The following is a 19,762-nucleotide window of genomic DNA, read 5'->3' as shown; positions in this document are numbered from 1 at the left end:
ATCCGATCATAGGCATATGAGGTTTTGGAGTAAAGATTTTATTAAAAAGAATCGCTTTACGCTTTATAAAATCTATTTATCGCTTTATTTTGTACTCAAGAAAATATTGAGTTAACTTAGTACCTGTATCAAAAAATAAAAAGAATAATATAAATTGCCTATGCCTTATCAAATCGACGCAGCTAGAGCCCTTGAAATAAAAACTGATCAACTCAGTATCATTAATCAATTTTCATCTAGCTTATTACAACTCGACACACTCGATGAGTTATTTGAGTACGTTACAACACATGTAGTCAACCGCTTAGGATTTGTTGATTGCGTTATCTACCTTGCAGATCGAGACACTGATACATTAAATCAAGTCGCCTCTATGGGTATTGCTCATGCACGGGATAAATACCAAGCTGAGCGTAAAATAATTCGCTTTAGTGAAGGCATTACAGGTGCAGTTGCAAGTACAGGTAAAGCAGTCATTATTGATGATGTAACTAAAGACAGTCGGTATATTGCCGATAATCGCCCTGCTCAATCAGAGCTCTGTGTTCCGCTTATATACAAGGAACAAGTTTTAGGTGTTATTGATTGTGAGCACCCTGTCAAAAATTACTTTACTAATGCTCACCTTGAAATACTAACAACGGTTGCTCATCTACTTAGTGCAAAAATAAACCAGGTAAATACGGTAAATAACTTACAGCAAACAGTTGAGCAGCTTAACAATGCTCAAAAGTTAGAAAATAGCTTATTACAAATAGCTAATCTAACCTACAAAGCCAGTGATCTAGACACTTTTTTTGAAGCACTTCATAACATTATAAATAGCTTACTTCCTGCCGATAACTTCTTTATTGCTTTGTACGATAAGCAAGTTGATATTCTTGATCTGGTTTATATAGTCGAAGAAGGGATCCAAAGTCATGCCCATAAAAAAATCTCAAAAGAGCAGCTAAAAGATACGGCTTCTTACTATTTGTTAAAATCAGATCGTGTTTTATTACTTAACCAATCACAATATCAGCAACACATTAATACTGGCAACTTTAAACTTATTGGTAGGTTATCTGAATCCTGGCTTGGCGTTCCATTTAAAACAAATGAGAGAATAAGTGGAGTAATTGTTGTACAGAGCTATGATAAAAATTTGCAATATAATGAACACGACAGCGCTCTATTAACCTACGTTAGCCGCCAAATAAGTATGGCAATAGACCGGCAATTAGCCCGTCAAGAGCTAGAGCACAAAGCACTCCATGATGAACTAACAGGCCTTGCTAATCGCTCTTTACTTATTGAGCGGATAAAACACGCTATCTTACGCTTATCCCGTGCAAAAAAAAGCACAAGCCATGCACTTTTATATTTAGATTTTGACCGATTTAAAAGTATAAATGACGCTTTAGGCCACGAGGTGGGTGATCACTTTTTAATTAAAATTTGTGAACTCATTAAAAACACCGTCCGTAATACCGATACTTTTGCACGTTTAGGCGGTGACGAATTTGCTATCTTCATGGAAAATATCACCCATAAAAATCAGGTCAGTGAAGCGTTAAAACGCATACAAACGGCACTTTCTAAACCTTTAAATGTAGATGGTCACCTATTACAAGCCTCAACAAGCATTGGTATAGCTTACAGCGATAGTATTGACGATAAAGCCTATATTTTATTACAACAAGCTGACGCTGCCATGTATGAAGCAAAATCGACCGGTCGCGGGCAAGTAAAGTTTTTCAATAATACTATGCGTAAAAAGCTTAAAACCCATGCAGATATTGAAAACGATTTACAGCACGGTATTGAGCATAATGAGTTTGAACTCTATTTTCAGCCAATATTTACTATTAATAGTAGTGAAGTAATAGGCTTTGAAGCTTTAGTACGTTGGCATCACCCTAAAAAAGGCTTTGTACCACCTAATGACTTTATACCTATAGCTGAAACAACAGGGCAAATAATTAACTTAGATTTGCACCTGCTTGATCTAGCTGCACAGCATATTTCTAAATGGCACAAACAAGGTCATCGTTTTTTAAAAGTAACCGTTAATGTATCTTCACGTCATTTTGCAAGCCTTGATTTTGTTGCTCAAATTCACTCAATTTACAATAAGTACCAATTACCTCTTGGCTCTTTATGCTTAGAAATTACAGAGTCTGGCTTAATAGAAAACCTAGAGCTGGCAACACACATAATCGAAGGGCTTTCACCATTAAAAGTGAAGTTATGCCTCGATGATTTTGGTACAGGCTATTCGGCGCTTGGTTACTTGCACCAATTACCTATCCACATTTTAAAAATAGACAAAAGCTTTATTGATCACCTTCAAGATTCAACTAACCCCCTTGTTGAAGCTATTTTATCTCTGGCGCAATCACTTCAACTTGAGGTTGTTGCTGAAGGTATCGAAACACAAGAGCAACTTGCTATTTTAAAATTAACCGCCTGCAATTACGGACAAGGTTATTTAAAATCAAAGCCTGTCACCGCGAGCCAAGCAATTAAGTTAATTAATAAGCCCCTTTAAACACCTACACATTAATACATCAACTAACCGGAGCATTACGCTATTTTAGTTGATGTATTGACTCTTAATGAACGCCTTATACCAATCCGCATAATTAAGTGATCTATTTTGAGGATGGATAAACGTGTTGATAGCAAGGCAAAAAATTCGCTATTTAGTTGTTCTAAATGAGAATTTTTTAACGCGGATAGCGACACATTTAGCCCATGAAAATGATTAAGTATTACTGCGGATTGGTATTAAATGAAGCATTAGGTAATTGCAATGCAGAGTGCCTTATGCGCCTATCAGCGTTTGCATTTTAGATACCTTTGTTTATTCATTCTTTAAAATATCCCTCTAATTTGGTTAGGGCGTGTTGTTCTTTAATGGTTTAGTTTGCAGCAGTATGTTTGGTTTTTAGGCAAAGCAGAGCCTATGAAGGGTGGTTACTCCCCATAAATAGGCGATAACGCAGCATAAATGCCAAACATGCGCTGCCCTTCGGGTTTTGCCTAGGGGCGATAAACTCTTTGTTGCCTACATGGATGTAAGCCAGTAGGGTAACGCAGGAGCAGTTACCGAGCCCACTAGGTTACAAACCTCGTGCCGCGATTAAATCGCCCCTAGATTGAACAAATTTCAATCCGCAAAGATCAACACGCCCTAGGTATTTTACTAAACAAATTATTGTATTCACTACCCAAACTAGGGTTTAAATATTCACTTTCGCATTGAAAAAACAATCCATTTAGCCCCGCCAGTTCTTAATAAGTATGTAATTTAGCTGCTTGATATAGATTTATTATTTATAGTCCAGATTAATTATGTAGATTTAAACTAAACATGAGCTAAGCTCATAGTTAACTCATCAAACAAGCCCTAAAATGAACATCTTCATTAAGTAATTTAATATTAAGAAGGAAAACCAGAATAAATAACCTTGCTTTAGCCATCTAGACGTTGAAACGTTTTTTAGAAAAGCGTAGTATGTAATTAATCTAAGCCGAACTCACTTTCACCATGAGAATTTTTAAAGATGATAGACATTAAACATTTAAAAACCATTGCCACCTTAAAAGACACTGGATCTTTGGTTAATACAGCACGCGAGCTGTTTTTGACACAATCGGCGTTGTCTCATCAAATAAAAGACTTAGAAAACAAATTAGATTGCCAGTTATTTGAACGTAAAACTCAACCTGTTCGCTTTACGCCACAGGGAATGTTGTTACTGGAACTCGCAAACGAGGTGTTACCAAAGGTAGAAGCAACAAAATGCAGATTAAAAGAAAGCCTTAACCAACCTATTTCACAACTGCGTTTGAGCGTAGAATGCCATGCGTGTTTTCATTGGTTACTGCCTACGATTAAAGAGTTTAATAATTTTTGGCCAGATATAAAAATAGACTACGAACGTGGCTTTAGTTACGACGCTATTCCTGATTTATTAAGTGATGAGCTAGATTTAGTATTAACCTCAGATATCCGTGAACCAGACAAACTAGAGTACGCACATTTATTTGATTTTAAATTAAAGCTTATTGTGGCACCAGATCACGAACTTGCTAAAAAAGCATATGTAACCGCACTTGATCTAAAAAACGAAACTATTATTTCGTACCCTATTCCACGTGAACGCCAAGATATTTTTAAACATTTCATTCAAAATGCACGCTTTGACGGCACACTAAAAAATGTTGACCAAGGGCTGCTTATATTTCAATTAGTAAGTGCTGGAATGGGTGTAGCGGCATTACCTGATTGGCTCGTTACTCCTTACGAAAGCCAAGGGTTAATTAAATCAATTCCGCTTGGTGCACTTGGCTTAACACGCCCAATGTATTTAGCAATGAAAAAAGATATGAAAGATAACCCCGTTTATCGCCACTTTTTAAATACGTGTAAACTAAATAACGGTCGATAAATTACACGCTAATAAGTAACATAAAGCACTATTATAATTTATGTTACTTATTATGTTTGAATTAAAAAAGATTTTAGGTGGCTTACTCATGCCACTCCCTTTATTTTCTCTGTTTGCTTTTATAATGCTGTTGCTTGCATTTAGAGGGCGTAAATCAGCACTTGTTCTTTCGAGTTTAAGCTTATTCGTTTTACTTTCTCTTAGTACGCCATTTTTCGCACATCAAATTATTAAAAGTAATGAGCCAACCTCACTTGCGTTTAATACTTTAAAACACCCTAAAATAGATAAGATTGTTGTACTTGGCTGCGACATAAACCCAAATACCGGGCTCAGTGCCAACAACCAGCTTGGTAACTGTGCACTTAGCCGTTTAGTAGAAGGTGTAAAGCTTGCAAAGCAATACCCTAATGCTCAACTTATTGTATCTGGTGGTGGTTACGAAAATGTCACTAATAGCGCCTTAATGTATAAAACAGCCATTAGTTTAGGAGTGAATAAAAACCGTATTAGTCAAAACCCACACGCTATGGATACTGCTGCTGAGGCAAAAATGTTAGCCCCCAAACTGGTTGATTTTAACGTTGCTTTGGTTACTTCTGTACTTCATATGCCCCGTGCAAAAAATTTATTTAACGCCCAAGGAATAGATGTAATAACAGCTGCGACTGATTACCATAATTTTGCAGCCCTTCCTTTATATAAGCAGTTTATTCCAAATGCAGAGGCTTTAAGGGTGGTTACACAGTATGCACATGAAGTGCTGGGAAAAGCGTGGGTTAATTTGCGCCGCTGGATAAATCCAGAAGCGCTTTAGTATCTAATAAGTATTTTAGTTATACCGGGTTATCTATATCTATAAAGGTAACCTCAAAACCATAATCTTTAGCTAGTAGCTCACCCAATGCTTTTACTCCATAGCGCTCAGTGGCATGATGCCCCGCAGCAAAAAAATCTATATTTTGCTCACGCGAACTGTGAATAGTTTGCTCAGACGCTTCACCTGTTAAATAGGCATCAATTCCCTGCTCTGCTGCTAAATCTATATAGCCTTGCCCACCACCTGTACACAATGCAATGGTTTGTATTTTTTCATCGCGAACAATACTGCACAATGGCTCTCGGTGCAAAACGCTGGCAATTTTATTGGCAAACTCACTACCTGTGAGCGGAGTTTTTAAACGTCCTTTCATTGCTACACTATTGGTAGTTGGCTCAAGCCCAGTTTCTATCTCAATACCAAGTAAATTAGCTAGCTGCGCGTTATTACCAATAGACGGGTGAATATCCAGTGGTAAATGATAACCAAATAAATTTATATCATTTGCAAGTAGTGCGCTTATACGGCGCTTTTTCATACCTGTGATCGGTTGAGATTCCCCTTTCCAAAAAAAACCATGGTGAACCAAAATAGCATCTGCATTTTTTTCTATAGCTGCATCAATAAGTGCTTGGCTTGCTGTTACACCTGTAATTATGGTTTTAATTTCATTTTTACCTTCAACTTGTAATCCATTCGGGCAAAAATCTTTAATTAAATGCGGTTTTAAAATGTCATTTAGAAGTTGGTTAAATTCTCTACGTTGCATACACGTTACCTTACTTAACACTGAATTTTGTGCAAATTTTGGCGTTTATAGGTGAAAAATGGAAGGAAAATCGCAAAAAATTGAAAAACAGTTTTAAAATAGGTATAAATACGACTTCTTTATCTGTGTTCACAACGTATAGGGTCTCTGATGAGCAAACTAGACAAAACAGAAGTGTTATCTGCCTTTGAAGCTGCATATGAAGCTGCTAATGGTAAAAAACCTGAAATTACAACTAAACCAGGCTGGTACAGCATTGATGGCGGAAAAAATTTACGCCTAGCTGACGTAGCTGAGCTGACTGAAGAATTAAGCTCTGGTAAAACTACACCTAAAGCTGCAGAAAAAGCGCCGGCTAAAAAAACTAAAACGAAAACTGCTGCGCCTGTTAAAGCACAGAAAAAAGCACCGTTCTCTGTTATTACCGAAAATGAAGAAGGTTACACAGCTGAAGAGCTTTGGATTATAATTTTAGCTCGCAAAGATCATGACTGTCGCTTACCGCGCGGTGTTGTTTAAACAACATTTGTGATTTTAAAGAAACCGCGTTAAGCGGTTTTTTTGTGTCTGCTATTTATTAATTGAGCATGTAATACTCATCCGCAATAATACTTAGTTATTTTGCGGGGCTAAACGTGTCGCTACCTGCGTTAAAAAATTCTCATTCAGAACACGCCAAAAATGCAAATGAGCAGCAAATACAACACCAATAAAAGCGATTATTAGCATGCTAAATTCTTTGCTAATAATACAGGGCTAAAAAAGCGGCTATTAGCCGCTTTATAAAAATTAAAAATAATAATTAAAGCTATTCAAAATAAAGCGGTTCGCGTGCCTTTTTACCCACTTCATTCATTGTACTTGCATCAAATAAACGACCATTGATCATGGTGTAATCAACTTTATCCGAATCTCGAATATTTTTAAGTGGATTGCCATCTATTACCATTAAATCGGCAAGTTTACCTACTTCAAGCGAGCCTACGTTTTTATCAAGCCCTAAATATTTGGCTGGGTCGAGCGTTGATGCTCTAATAGCCTCCAGTGAGCTCATTCCGCCTTGAGCGAACATCCACATTTCCCAATGTGCTCCAAGCCCTTCACGCTGCCCATGGGCACCTAAATTAACCAGTACGCCCAAGTCTTGCAGCTCTTTTGCCACACGTGCATTATTAAAGTGATTATAGTGATGATCAGGCGCTTTTACGCGGCGCATAGAGCGCGGTAATAATTGATTTTTAGGCACAAATTTACTTAAACGTGGGTGGTTCCACACATCCGTTTTATCATACCAATAGTTTTCACCCCATATACCACCGTAAGCAACAACTAATGTAGGTGTATAGCCTACATCACTTTGTGACCATAACTGCTTTATATCATCGTAAATATGTTCAACAGGAATAGAATGTTCAATACCTGTGTGGCCATCAACCACCATACTTAAGTTATGTTGCAATAATGAGCCACCTTCTGGCACTACCATCATTTCCAGTTCACGCCCGGCTTCAATTACTTGCTGGCGCTGCTCACGCCGTGGTTGGTTATACGATTTAACACTAAACGCCCCCACTTTTTTAAGTCGCTCTAAATGAAATTTAGCATCCTCTAACGAATCTATGTGTGACGTATAACCCGGCATATTTGCGCCATATAAAATGGTCCCTGTAGAGAAAATACGCGGGCCAACAATCATCCCTGCCTTTTGCATTTCACTGGCAGTAAATATTTCTGTTGTATCATTTGATGGGTCATGAATTGTAGTGACACCCAGCGCTAAACCTGCAAAGTTTTTCCAATTTTGCTGTGGAATTATTTCATCACTTGCTTGAGAGCCATGTGCATGTGCATCAACAATACCAGGCATAATCGTTTTACCTGTTACATCAATTACTTTTGCATCTTTTGGTATGGTTACTTCATTAGCTGTACCAATTGATTTGATGTGCTTGCCATCTGTAATTATCACACCATTTTCAATGACCTTTTCGCCATCCATGGTAATAATTTTTGCGCCTTTTAACGCAATCATGCCTTTAGGCTTAGCCATTTTTTTACTAAAACCGATGTTATCGCCACTTTTTACTTTAAAGTCAGCATCATCGGCTTTATTAATTGCAAACATTCCCTCTAAACTTGCATGGTAAAGCTCTGGGCCTAAAGTCCAATAAAGCGTATTGCTTTTAGTATTCCAGCTAATGTTTTCACCCGCACGAGCAGACAATTGCTCTATAGGGAACTGGCTATCCTTAGGGCTTATATTAATTGTTGAGCCACTTTCTACAAAAGGTGTTACAAACACTTTAAACCGCTCAGCAAACGCTAAATATTGACCATCTGGTGAAACTCTAAATTCAGTTGCATGCTCAGACTCATAAAGCTTACGTATTTTTTTACTTTTAAGATCTACTACGCTAAGCGTTGGTTTTGGCCATGGGCTCATAATAAAAACGCGATCACTTTCATCACCAAACTGTGGTTGATACCCGCTTTTAGAAATCAGCTCACTTTTACCACCTTTAACGCTTACGCTATAAATGCCTGGGTTTAAAGACCACTTAGGGTTTAATATGCTGCCACCTGTGGCTTTTCGGTACACAACCGTTTTACCATTTGGGCTAAATGTTGGCTCTACATACTTGCCAGGCTCTGTGGTAATGGTATCGCCACGTCCGCTGCGCGACGATACAACACGTACCGTGCCTTGCTTGTTATCGTTCCAAGTGGTGTATACGATTTTTTTACCATCACGAGAGTATTGCGGGAATAACTCATAATGCTCAGTTTGTTTAGTTAAACGTTTAATCTTACCCGACTCTAAATCACGTTTATAAATATAACCAAGTGCTTCAAAAATAGCCGTTGCGCCATCTGGGCTTACCTGTACATTTCGCAGCATTTTTACATCAAACTCGTCGGTGTCTAAATTTTGTGTAAATCGCACTGCTTTTTGAATTTTTTTACTTGTTTGCACTTTAAAAGGTATGGTTTTAACAGATTTGTCTGCAACATCTAGCTTGTGAATAGTACCACCAGCCCAAAATACCAGCTCTTCATTATCTGGCGTCCATGCAATGGTTGGATAAACACCATGAATTGCCCACGTTTCTTGCATGTCACGCTCAAGTTTATCGTAAAGCTTAGTGTGCTCGCCGCTGCTTAAATCGTATAAATAAAGGCTGGTTTGAAAGTCATCGCGCTTAATGTACGCTAACTTTTTGCCATCGGGCGACGGTGTGGGCCTTATCGCTCCCCCCATAGTGTCAATAACAGTTTCTATCTCGCCCGTTTCACGGTCGTAGCGTTTAATTTTATAAATACCGGCTACTGAATCTTTTGAATAATGAAAAGTTTTACCTGGCGTTGCATCATGTGAGAAGTAAACATAACGTCCATCTGGGGAGAACATTGGCTCACCTAAATCTTTTTGATCGTTCTCGCGCTTAGTAAGCTGAACACCTTTACCACCCGCCTTATGATAAAGCCACACTTCACCAGCTCCCAACGAGCGGCTTGCAGTAAAGTGCTTACGTGCAACTAGGTAATCGCCATCAGGGCTCCATGCGGGGCTGTTTAAAAGCCTAAAGGTTTCATCAGTAACCGCGTGTTGGTTTTCGCCATTTAAATCCATTATCCAAATATTATCGCCACCCCCCTGATCTGAGGTAAAAGCAATGTGTTTTCCATTTGGACTAAAGCGAGGCTGCATCTGCCATGCAATATCTGAGGTAAGTTTTGTAGCTGTACCGCCACTCATTGGCATTGTATAAATATCACCGAGCAGGTCAAACACAACTGTTTTTCCATCAGGGCTTACATCAATATTCATCCATGTGCCTTGTTCAACGCTAATTGCAGCGTCAACAAACTGGCCTTTAGGAGAGTCTACTTGCCATTTTTGTTCATCTTTTTCGGCAGCATTTACATGCCCTAGAGCCAATGACACTGAAAGTGCCAATACTGTATGAAGCATTTTTTTCATGCGTTTCTCGCTTGTTATTGTTGCAGTTAAATCTATTTTACATGATTGCAACAAAAACAAGCCTAACTTGCCAGCGTTATATGATAAAACGCAGTTTATGTAGGTTTAATGCCAAACAATAGGATCAAATTGATAGTAATCAACCAGCAGACGATAAATTTCAGGATCGTGATGTCTAAGTTCAGCTGGTTTTTCTAAGAATGTTTCTGTGATCACAGCAAAAAATTCAGCCTCATTAGTTGCACCATAACTATGTATAACATGGCTCATACTATACGCCACATGTGTTTTTAACTGAGTAAATGCACGGCTAAATACACGCCCCCATTCTGTGTATTGTGCAGCGCTTTTTAAAAGTGGCGTACCCGATGTTTTACCTGTTTCTTGATCAAGCTGATGAGCAAATTCATGAAATACCAAGTTATGGCCATCGCTAGGTAATCTGTTTCCCTCCAGCACATCGTGCCAACTAAGCACTAAGGTGCCGCCAGGCCACGACTCACCCAAACGTACAGCGTTATGATAACTAACAAGCCCTGCCCTATCGCGGGTTGATTGCGGCGCATAGTAAGCGCTTGGGTATAGTAATATCTCCTTCACGTTTTTATAAAGCGGCCATGGCTTATTTAGCACAAGTACACACGCGTCGGCAGCTACAATTAATTTCATGGCAGGTGTTAGCTTTAAACCATCGCGCCCTAAAAAGCGTTTCTCGTTTAAAAACCAGACAATATGGTGCTCTAGCTTTTCTCTATCTGCGTCAGTCATTTTTTTATAAATAGGCATGCAGCGGAGTAAGATATCTTTTTGCTGAGAATTTAAGGAGAGAGTTTTATACTTTTTTTGCCATAAGCGGTTTTGTATTGAAGGCCATCGCCAAAACACAATAACAAACACAACTAAAATGAGTAATAACAGTCCATTTATCATAAGGACGTCCTAAATTAATTTATGTTATATAAATATGTCCGGGGATGTTGTTTTTCAACTGCATATGGCTTCACATTTAATATAGAGCGCACGTTATTTTAAAATTATTTAACCTGAATTCTGGTTAAGAGATTTACTAACGTATTGAATTATGATGATATTTAAGCTTATTTTCTCTAGCCAGAGATTTTTAATGAAAACAAGGCGAATTTACGCGTCAATAGCTAGCCTATTGCAAGTAAATTCAACACAGTTAGCGCTTAAAGTAGCAGCTAGAGATAGGTTTATTATCCAGAGTACAGGTTATTTAATAATAAGCTTTAGCTTACCTGCCAATCAGCTATTACAAAAGTCATCAAAGGCACTTTGCAGTACGTTGATAAATTTAGCGACATGCAATCCATCCATCAACGAGTGGTGTACATCAACAGATAGAGGCATGGTTCCTGTACTTTTATCAAATTGACCAAACACAAATTTAGGGATCCCTAAACTCTCTCCATTACTAAACGCATGCGAAAACGCGCTAAAGTTTAACCATGGTAAAACCGAGATGTGAATTAAATCGGCTTGCCCTTCTGTTTGCTCAAACGCATCTGAAAAAAGCGGCTGAGATTTAGCTTTTTTACTTACTTCACTGGCATGAACTGCAAACTCAGCAAATGTGCTCTTACTATTAAAATAACTAAAAATAAATGTATCATTTTTATCAAGCTCAACCACACTTGCTCGTACTTGATTAAGCAACCAAGGCTTTTGCTCTAAAATACGTAGCATTACCGGCTCATAAGCATGGCATGCTTTTAAAGTACAAAATATATAAGCCTGAAAAAAAGATAAGCTCTGCGTTTTACAATACTGATAAAGCTGCTGTGCATCTATACGCACACAAACATTAAAGTAAGGCTGAGCAAAGTTTTTAAAAAGCTCAAAGTGCTGCGTGCGAGACCAACTTTCTAAATCAAAAGGCTGCATAAAAGGAGTTGAAGAAGTCATAATATCCGTGTGAGTGTAATTAACACCTTAAAGTATAAACAAAAAAGGCGTACCTCTGTACGCCTTTCATTGTGTAATTACTGATTAAAGACCGTTTTTAATGATCTCTTGTGCTAACTCATCAGCAATTAAATGCGTTGATTTTTGCTCTTTTTCGCTACGAGCAAAAATTTCAGTCAAAGTATCAAAAATCACCTCAACATGCTTATTAGATGCAGCTTTACTGTAACCTTCAGGTGCTGTTTCGTAATAAACATTAATAATACCGCCAGCGTTAATTACGTAATCTGGTGCATATAGAATGCCTTTTTCACGAATAACTTCACCGTGGCGAGACTCTGCCAGCTGATTATTAGCACAGCCTGCAATAATCGTCGCTTTTAAACGCGGAATCGTTAAGTCGTTAATCGTTGCACCTAACGCACAGGGCGCATATACATCTACATCTAAGTCGTAAATTTCATCAATACCAACCGCTGTTGCATTAAAGTCATTGACTACTCTTTCAATAGCGTCTTGGTTTATATCAGTAACAAACAACTCTGCACCTGCTTCAGATAAATACTTACACAGCGCATAAGCAACTGAACCTAAACCTTGTACAGCCACTTTAATACCCGCAAAGTTTTGATGACCGCGTTGATGCTGTAATGCGGCTTTAATTCCTAAAAATGTACCGTAAGCAGTAAATGGCGATGGGTTACCACTTTTACCTTCAAGACCCAAAACGTAGTTTGTCTCTTTATTCATCAGGGCAACATCGTCGCAAGTGATATTTACATCTTCTGCACAGTAATAGCTACCACCTAACCCTTCTAGCTTTCGGCCAAAAGCACGAAATAACTGCTCTGATTTAATTTCTTTAGCGTTACCAATAATAACTGACTTACCACCACCAAATGGTAGGCGTGCAACTGCATTTTTATATGTCATGCCTTTAGCTAAACGCAACACATCGTAAACTGCATCGTCGTCATTTGCATAATCCCACATTCTACAGCCGCCAACAGCAGGGCCTAAATTGGTATTATGTACAGCAATAATTGCTTTTAAGCCTGACTCTTCATCAGAACAAAAAACCACTTGTTCGTGGTTATCAAATTCAGCTTGGTTAAATACAGCCACTTTAAATACTCCGAAAAATTAACCCGTGAGAGGGTATACGCGCTGGAAATTCACGAGACTTTACCACTTCATATTCAGGTTCGCCACACCAATGGATGATAAACCCAATGAAAACATCAAGCTTAAATTAAACAACCCAACAAAAGCCATTTTAAAGATAAAAAAACCTTAATAAACAACTATTTTAATTTTAAAAACTAAATTAATAAAAACCACAACAACTTACGCTTACGTAAACGAGAAGAAACTAATAGATGTAAAGTTTAAAGTACAAGTGCCAATTATACTGCAATGCGCACAGTGTATAGGTTTATGAAAATTAGAGGGGAGTAATCAAAACTGGTCTGAGGTGTTAAATTAGTTAATAAGAGAATTTAGAATACTAAAAAGCGAGCCTAAACTCGCTTTTTAAAATTAACGGCTTATTTTAATTTACCGTCTAGCTCTTCAATTTTAGCTTTCCAAATTGCAGGGCCTTGCGTATGTGCATTTGCACCTTCGCTATCTACAGCAACTGTTACTGGCATATCTTCTACTTCAAATTCGTAGATTGCTTCCATACCTAAATCTTCAAAGGCTACAACACGTGCTTTTTTAATCGCTTTAGATACTAAGTAAGCTGCGCCGCCTACAGCCATTAAGTAAACTGATTTATGCTCTTTAATAGATTCAACTGTAGCAGGGCCACGTTCGGCTTTACCAATCATGCCTACAATGCCAGTTTTTTCTAGCATCATATCGGTAAATTTATCCATACGTGTTGCTGTAGTTGGGCCTGCTGGGCCTACAGCTTCATCACCAACGGCATCAACTGGACCTACGTAGTAAATAAACTTGTTATCAAAATCTACGCCCTCAGGTAAACCTTCACCTGAATTGATCATGTCTTGCAAACGTTTATGCGCAGCATCACGGCCTGTTAAAATAGTGCCTGAAAGTAAAACGGTTTCACCCATTTTCCATTCTTGAACATCTGCTTTTGTTAATGTATTTAGATCAACTCGGCGAGTACCCTCACCTACTTCAAATGTTACTTGTGGCCAATCTTCAAGTTTAGGTGCTTTCAAGTCAGCAGGGCCCGAACCGTCTAAAGTAAAGTGTACATGGCGAGTTGCAGCACAGTTAGGGATCATTACCACTGGTTTTGATGCAGCATGCGTAGGTGCTGTTTTAATTTTAATATCAACAACCGTTGTTAAGCCACCTAAACCTTGTGCGCCAATACCTAATTTATTAGCACGTTCAAAAATTTCTAAACGCAGTTTTTCTTCCGTAGTTTCTGCGCCGCGCTCCATAAGCTCATGAATATCAACCGGATCCATTAACGACTCTTTTGCCATTACCGCTGCTTTTTCAGCAGTGCCACCTATACCTATTCCTAGCATGCCTGGCGGACACCAACCAGCACCCATTGTAGGTAATGTTTTTTCAACCCATGCAGCAACGTCATCTGATGGGTTTAGCATTACCATTTTACTTTTGTTTTCAGAGCCGCCGCCTTTAGCCGCAACCATTACTTCTACTTCACCACCAGCGACTAAATCAATGTGTACAACTGAAGGTGTATTGTCTTTCGTGTTTTTACGTGTGCCTGCAGGGTCTGCAACAATAGAAGCACGTAGCGGGTTATCTGGGTTCAAATACGCACGGCGAGTACCTTCATCAACCATTTGCTGAACTGTTAAATCTGTTTTATCCCACTTAACATCCATACCTACTTTTACAAAACACGTAATAATACCCGTGTCTTGACACAGTGGACGTTTGCCCTCAGCCGACATACGCGAGTTAATTAAGATTTGAGCTATTGCATCTTTTGCCGCTTTGCTTTGTTCTTTGTTGTAAGCTTTTTCTAATGCTTGAACAAAATCAAGTGGGTGATAAAAAGAGATGTATTGCAACGCATCTTCAATGCTATCAATAAAGTCTTGCTGACGGATTGTACTCATTAGTGGTTCCTTAAGTTACCGTTACGCATAGTCGCGTAATCTATATCAAACCGGTGACGGTGGTTTGCACTGTTTAATTACAGCGCTTTTACTTAAACGCTGCCAAAAAAATTTGACTTATGATACCCTCCCAGCCCGTTTCGAGCCAGTTCTTAAAGGGGCAGTAAATGCTAAACAATAAAAAAAATTGTACTAAATTAGCCATAACGCAAAACTGCATTGAAGTTTTTGCGCATTTTGCGCATTTGCCTTACGCAATTCTTTTAGACTCAGCTAATAGTAATCATATTAATAGCCGCTTTGATATTATTGCTATTGAGCCGCAAAGTACCCTTGAAGTAAAAAATAACCAAAGTTTTTTTAATAATATTGAAAGTAATCAATCATGCTTTGAAATTATGAACAGCGAACTTTTAAAGCTCGATTGCACTAAAGCAGATTACGACTTGCCTTTTAATGGTGGCTGGCTTGGTTACTTTGGTTACGACCTAGGCCGTACAATTGAGAGTATGCCACGTAAAGCTATTAATGATATTAACTTACCCCAAATGGCTATTGGCCTTTATTTAGATGCCCTAATTTACGATAAGCTTCAGCAAAGTTGGTTTTATGTATCTCAGCCAAACGTTGATCGCTTAGCCTTGTATAAGCAATACTTAGATAAAAGCGTGACAAGTAAAAATTTTGCTCTTAACAGCCAGTGGCAATCTAATATGAGCCAAGCAGACTACGCTTCAAAATTTGCAAAAATCGAAGATTATTTAAAAAGTGGTGACTGCTATCAAATTAATTTAGCACAGCGCTTTAGCGCTCACTACAAAGGCTCACCATGGAGCGCTTATATAAAATTGCGCGAGGCTAACAAAGCCCCTTTTTCAAGCTTTATTAATCATCCGCAAGGGGCCATATTATCCATCTCCCCTGAGCGTTTTATTTTGGTAAATAATAACAAAGTTGAAACCAAACCCATTAAAGGCACCCTACCACGCAAAGCCGATGCGTTTGAGGACCAGCATCAAGCTAATTTACTGGCCAACTCAGCAAAAGATCGTGCAGAAAATGTGATGATTGTCGATTTACTGCGTAACGATTTAGGTAAAGTTGCAAAACCAGGCTCTGTAAACGTGCCGTCTTTATTTGCTATTGAAAGCTTTCCGGCAGTACATCATTTAGTAAGCACCGTTACCTCAGAGCTCGATGAAGGTAAAACAGCGGTTGATCAGTTAAAAGCGGCCTTTCCGGGCGGCTCAATTACTGGCGCTCCTAAAATTAGGGCTATGGAAATAATTGAAGAACTCGAGCCACATCGACGCAGTATTTACTGTGGCTCTATAGGGTATTTAAGTGCCTGCGGTAATATGGATACCAGTATTACTATTCGTACTTTAGTCTGCCATAACCAACAAATTTACTGTTGGGCCGGCGGAGGGATAGTAGCTGATTCTAAAGTCGAATTGGAATATCAAGAAACATACGATAAAGTGAATAAAATCCTTCCTTTATTAACACAGTAGGTGGCTTTGAATAGTGAACATATTATGGCTCGGTTTCAATTAAGCCCAATTACTGCGCCTAACCAGCTAAAAGATACACGTAAAAAGCGCGCCAGTGCGGTCATGCTGCCGATTATCGATATAGATAATCATGCGCATATTTTATTGTGTAAACGCCCTACTTATTTGCATCATCACCCAGGGGAAATTTGTTTGCCCGGTGGAAAGTATGAACAAAGCGATATTAAACTTCGTACGACTGCACTTCGTGAGCTTAAAGAGGAACTTAATATTGCGCCAAGTAATGTAACTGTACTTGGGCAACTGCCTGAGTACTCTACTTTAACTGGTTTTAATATTAGCCCCTTTGTTGGTTTACTTAATAAAGCAACTACATGGGAGAACGATCATAATGAAGTTCAAGCTAGTTTTTTACTTTCACTTAGCGATTTAAGTAACGACGCTAATTGGCAGCCTTTGCCTTTTCAACGCTTTGGTAAAACAATTACCTTACAAGGCTTTGCAACTCAACATGGACTACTTTGGGGTGCAACGGCAAGCATTATAAAAAACTTTACAAAACAGCTTGCCCTACCAGTTTAAATCTTCACTATTGTTGGTTACATGCTAACAATTCCACGTTATTATACTCGACCGTTCAAAGAACAGCCTCGTGCTGAGAAAGCAAAGTAGAGACACACATTATGATCAGTGCATTTGATATGTTTAGCATTGGTATTGGCCCTTCTTCATCACACACTGTTGGCCCAATGCGCGCATCACGCTTATTTGTTAATGACTTACAAGAACAACAATTATTAGCAAATGTTACCGATATAAAAGTAGAGTTATACGGCTCATTAGGGCAAACAGGCGTAGGCCACGGCTCTGGTAAAGCGGTAATTTTAGGCCTTGCAGGCTACGACCCAGAAACAATAGATGCTGATTTAGTAGACGATATTTTGGCAACTATTGAAAATGAGCAAGTTATTTATCTAAACCAAACACATAAAGCTAAATTCCCTAAACAAGGTGCAATTGTTTTTCACCGTCGAAAAACACTGCCTAAGCACTCAAATGCAATGGAAATTATTGCCTCAAACAATGGCAAAAAAATTTATAATAAAGTTTATTACTCAATTGGTGGCGGCTTTATTGTTACCGATGAAGAGTTTGAAAACGAAAAACAAGCTGCGCTTGATATTAGAGAAGAAAACCCTGCACCCTTTCCATTTGGCAGTGCCAAAGATTTGCTAGAAATGTGTAAAGAGTCAGGCTTGAGTGTATCTAGCTTGATGATGAAAAATGAAAAAACACTACGCAGCGAAGAAGCAATTAAAGATGAACTCTTTAATATTTGGCAAGTAATGAAAGCCTGCATTGAACGCGGTATGCGCACCGAAGGTATTTTACCCGGAGGCCTAAAAGTTAAACGCCGTGCCCCTAGTTTATATTTAAAGCTTAATGTTGAAGTAAGTAACGACCCTCTTCGCGCAATGGACTGGGTTGATTTATTTGCCCTTGCTGTAAATGAAGAAAACGCAGCCGGCGGCCGTGTTGTTACCGCTCCGACTAACGGCGCTGCTGGTATATTGCCCGCTGTACTTATGTACTATCACACATTTATTAAAGAAGTGGATCGCGATATAGCAACACGCTACTTATTAACAGCTGCGGCTATTGGTATTTTATACAAAAAGAATGCTTCGATCTCAGGCGCTGAAGTAGGCTGTCAAGGTGAAGTAGGTGTTGCGTGTTCAATGGCAGCGGGTGCACTTACTGAAATAGTAGGCGGTAATGTTGTACAAGTTGAAAACGCCGCTGAAATTGGCATGGAACATAACCTAGGTCTTACCTGCGACCCTGTTGGTGGCTTAGTGCAAGTACCCTGTATTGAACGCAATGCAATGGGCTCTATTAAGGCAATAAACGCATCACGCCTTGCTATTCGTGGCAGTGGAGAGCAAAAGGTATCGCTTGATAAAGTAATTAAAACGATGCTTGATACCGGTAATGACATGAAGACTAAATACAAAGAAACCGCACGTGGTGGGTTAGCTGTAAATATTATTGAATGTTAAATGCGATAAAATCAAAAAGCCGCCTATTGTAAAATGGGCGGCTTTTTATTATTCGTTCAATTTAATTATCCAGAGCTCGGATTAATTAGGCTACTTAACAGGTAACTCTATGTCTTCAAAAAGTTTATCTACGTCTTCTTGATTGCGCAGTAAACTTGCTCGCTCTACTCGCTCCTTCGTTAGGTGCGGGGCAAAACGTTCAATAAAATCATACATATACGTACGCAAAAAACTGCCCTTTCTAAAGCCAATTTTAGTCGTACTTGCTTCAAACAAGTGACTAGCATCTATACACACTAAATCTGTATCGCTTAACTGATCAATAGCCATAGACGCAACAACGCCTACGCCGAGCCCTAGCCGTACATAGGTTTTAATAACATCTGCATCGGTTGCGGTAAATACAATGTGTGGTTCAAGACCATGAGCACTAAATGCCTTATCAAGCTCCGAACGACCCGTAAAACCAAATACATAAGTAATTAGAGGGTATTGTGCAATATCAGAAACAGTTAAATTATCTGCTTTTTTGGCAAGTGGGTGATCTTTAGCCACCACTATACTGCGATTCCAATGATAACAAGGCAACATAACTAAATCTGAATATAAATGCAGTGCTTCAGTGGCAATTGCAAAATCTGCATCACCACGTGCTGCAGCATCAGAGATTTGCTGAGGTGTGCCTTGATGCATATGCAGTGATACCGCAGGGTATTTTTTCATAAAACCTTGAATAACATTTGGTAAAGCATAACGAGCTTGAGTGTGTGTGGTTGCAATATTTAACTTACCTTGATCAGGTAATGTGTGTTCGTTTGCTACCGCTTTAATCCCTTCAACTTTAGATAATATTTCACGAGAAATATTAATAATATCTTCGCCAGCACCTGTTACATGCGTTAAATGCTTTCCACTACGACCAAAAATTTGTACACCTAACTCATCTTCAAGCATTCGTACTTGTTTAGAAATCCCCGGCTGCGAGGTAAATAAGCTCTCAGCGGTGGCTGAAACATTTAATTTATGATTTTGTACTTCTACTATGTATCTGAGTTGTTGTAATTTCATGGCTGCAAATTTTAACGTTGTTATTCATATTATTTATAAAGGCAATACCTGTTAAAACCAAGTGTTATTTGAATAAAAAGCCACATTAGTGCTTAAGGCATGCAATTATCTGA

At 38.7% G+C, this 19,762-nt stretch carries 14 protein-coding genes; 7 read left to right on the top strand and 7 right to left on the bottom strand.

Going from position 1 to position 19,762, the window contains the following annotated elements:
• The first annotated feature begins 160 nt into the window (after nt 1–160).
• The 3 genes from ALFOR1_RS06225 (at nt 161) to ALFOR1_RS06215 (ending at nt 5,253) form a co-directional block, all read left to right on the top strand.
• Complete coding sequence (locus tag ALFOR1_RS06225) at nt 161–2,530, top strand: bifunctional diguanylate cyclase/phosphodiesterase (RefSeq protein WP_104642389.1); 2,370 nt, start codon at nt 161–163, stop codon at nt 2,528–2,530.
• A gap of 1,018 nt (nt 2,531–3,548) precedes the next feature.
• Entirely contained in the window at nt 3,549–4,436 is an 888-nt protein-coding gene (locus ALFOR1_RS06220) for a LysR substrate-binding domain-containing protein (protein ID WP_058548844.1), read from the top strand.
• A 52-nt stretch (nt 4,437–4,488) separates the two neighbouring features.
• Entirely contained in the window at nt 4,489–5,253 is a 765-nt protein-coding gene (locus ALFOR1_RS06215) for a YdcF family protein (RefSeq protein ID WP_173827045.1), read from the top strand.
• A gap of 19 nt (nt 5,254–5,272) precedes the next feature.
• Here the strand turns inward: ALFOR1_RS06215 and ALFOR1_RS06210 are convergent, their stop codons facing one another.
• Nucleotides 5,273–6,025 (bottom strand): Nif3-like dinuclear metal center hexameric protein, encoded by a 753-nt coding sequence (locus tag ALFOR1_RS06210; protein ID WP_104642387.1) that lies wholly within the window; start codon nt 6,023–6,025, stop codon nt 5,273–5,275.
• 150 nt (nt 6,026–6,175) lie between these two features.
• Here ALFOR1_RS06210 and ALFOR1_RS06205 point away from each other — a divergent pair, with 150 nt between their 5' ends.
• Nucleotides 6,176–6,544 (top strand): hypothetical protein, encoded by a 369-nt coding sequence (locus ALFOR1_RS06205; RefSeq protein ID WP_104642386.1) that lies wholly within the window; start codon nt 6,176–6,178, stop codon nt 6,542–6,544.
• A gap of 289 nt (nt 6,545–6,833) precedes the next feature.
• Here ALFOR1_RS06205 and ALFOR1_RS06200 read toward each other — a convergent pair whose 3' ends face one another.
• The 5 genes from ALFOR1_RS06200 to ALFOR1_RS06180 form a co-directional block, all read right to left on the bottom strand.
• On the bottom strand, nt 6,834–10,007 hold the full coding sequence (locus tag ALFOR1_RS06200; RefSeq protein WP_104642385.1) for an amidohydrolase family protein: 3,174 nt from the start codon (nt 10,005–10,007) through the stop codon (nt 6,834–6,836).
• Nucleotides 10,008–10,112: 105 nt separating this feature from the next.
• Nucleotides 10,113–10,937: a M90 family metallopeptidase gene (locus tag ALFOR1_RS06195; RefSeq protein ID WP_104642384.1), complete on the bottom strand. Its 825-nt coding sequence runs from the start codon at nt 10,935–10,937 to the stop codon at nt 10,113–10,115.
• Between the two features lie 336 nt (nt 10,938–11,273).
• Nucleotides 11,274–11,912 carry a CatA-like O-acetyltransferase gene (locus tag ALFOR1_RS06190; RefSeq protein ID WP_104643627.1) on the bottom strand — a complete coding sequence of 213 codons (639 nt, stop codon included), beginning with the start codon at nt 11,910–11,912 and terminating at the stop codon, nt 11,274–11,276.
• 105 nt (nt 11,913–12,017) lie between these two features.
• Nucleotides 12,018–13,058, bottom strand: a complete 1,041-nt coding sequence (locus ALFOR1_RS06185) for a Leu/Phe/Val dehydrogenase (protein WP_058548839.1) — start codon at nt 13,056–13,058, stop codon at nt 12,018–12,020.
• A 422-nt stretch (nt 13,059–13,480) separates the two neighbouring features.
• Nucleotides 13,481–15,007 (bottom strand): fumarate hydratase, encoded by a 1,527-nt coding sequence (locus ALFOR1_RS06180; RefSeq protein WP_104642383.1) that lies wholly within the window; start codon nt 15,005–15,007, stop codon nt 13,481–13,483.
• A 167-nt stretch (nt 15,008–15,174) separates the two neighbouring features.
• Between ALFOR1_RS06180 and pabB the strand changes: the two genes are divergently transcribed.
• The 3 genes from pabB (at nt 15,175) to ALFOR1_RS06165 (ending at nt 18,581) form a co-directional block, all read left to right on the top strand.
• A complete protein-coding gene (gene pabB / locus ALFOR1_RS06175) occupies nt 15,175–16,521 on the top strand; it encodes an aminodeoxychorismate synthase component I (RefSeq protein WP_104642382.1) in 1,347 nt (448 codons plus the stop codon).
• A 6-nt stretch (nt 16,522–16,527) separates the two neighbouring features.
• A complete protein-coding gene (locus ALFOR1_RS06170; protein WP_104643626.1) occupies nt 16,528–17,103 on the top strand; it encodes an NUDIX hydrolase in 576 nt (191 codons plus the stop codon).
• Nucleotides 17,104–17,204: 101 nt separating this feature from the next.
• Complete coding sequence (locus ALFOR1_RS06165) at nt 17,205–18,581, top strand: L-serine ammonia-lyase (RefSeq protein WP_104642381.1); 1,377 nt, start codon at nt 17,205–17,207, stop codon at nt 18,579–18,581.
• Nucleotides 18,582–18,671: 90 nt separating this feature from the next.
• On the opposite strand, the gene cysB is transcribed toward ALFOR1_RS06165, so the two are convergent.
• Nucleotides 18,672–19,649, bottom strand: a complete 978-nt coding sequence (cysB, locus tag ALFOR1_RS06160; protein WP_058548835.1) for an HTH-type transcriptional regulator CysB — start codon at nt 19,647–19,649, stop codon at nt 18,672–18,674.
• Nucleotides 19,650–19,762 lie beyond the last annotated feature (113 nt).

Origin of the sequence: Pseudoalteromonas carrageenovora IAM 12662, from assembly GCF_900239935.1 — a bacterium.
Taxonomy (GTDB): domain Bacteria; phylum Pseudomonadota; class Gammaproteobacteria; order Enterobacterales; family Alteromonadaceae; genus Pseudoalteromonas; species Pseudoalteromonas carrageenovora.
The sequence above is the reverse complement of the archived record's forward strand: the minus strand, read 5'-3'. Positions and strand labels throughout refer to the sequence as shown.

Coding starts and splice junctions, on each gene's coding strand:
- ALFOR1_RS06215 (WP_173827045.1), top strand. CDS start 4,489: ATGTTTGAATTAAAAAAGATTTTAGGTGGCTTACTCATGCCACTCCCT.
- ALFOR1_RS06180 (WP_104642383.1), bottom strand. CDS start 15,007: ATGAGTACAATCCGTCAGCAAGACTTTATTGATAGCATTGAAGATGCG.
- pabB (WP_104642382.1), top strand. CDS start 15,175: ATGCTAAACAATAAAAAAAATTGTACTAAATTAGCCATAACGCAAAAC.
- ALFOR1_RS06190 (WP_104643627.1), bottom strand. CDS start 11,912: ATGCAGCCTTTTGATTTAGAAAGTTGGTCTCGCACGCAGCACTTTGAG.
- ALFOR1_RS06200 (WP_104642385.1), bottom strand. CDS start 10,007: ATGAAAAAAATGCTTCATACAGTATTGGCACTTTCAGTGTCATTGGCT.
- ALFOR1_RS06220 (WP_058548844.1), top strand. CDS start 3,549: ATGATAGACATTAAACATTTAAAAACCATTGCCACCTTAAAAGACACT.
- ALFOR1_RS06205 (WP_104642386.1), top strand. CDS start 6,176: ATGAGCAAACTAGACAAAACAGAAGTGTTATCTGCCTTTGAAGCTGCA.
- cysB (WP_058548835.1), bottom strand. CDS start 19,649: ATGAAATTACAACAACTCAGATACATAGTAGAAGTACAAAATCATAAA.
- ALFOR1_RS06225 (WP_104642389.1), top strand. CDS start 161: ATGCCTTATCAAATCGACGCAGCTAGAGCCCTTGAAATAAAAACTGAT.
- ALFOR1_RS06165 (WP_104642381.1), top strand. CDS start 17,205: ATGATCAGTGCATTTGATATGTTTAGCATTGGTATTGGCCCTTCTTCA.
- ALFOR1_RS06195 (WP_104642384.1), bottom strand. CDS start 10,937: ATGATAAATGGACTGTTATTACTCATTTTAGTTGTGTTTGTTATTGTG.
- ALFOR1_RS06210 (WP_104642387.1), bottom strand. CDS start 6,025: ATGCAACGTAGAGAATTTAACCAACTTCTAAATGACATTTTAAAACCG.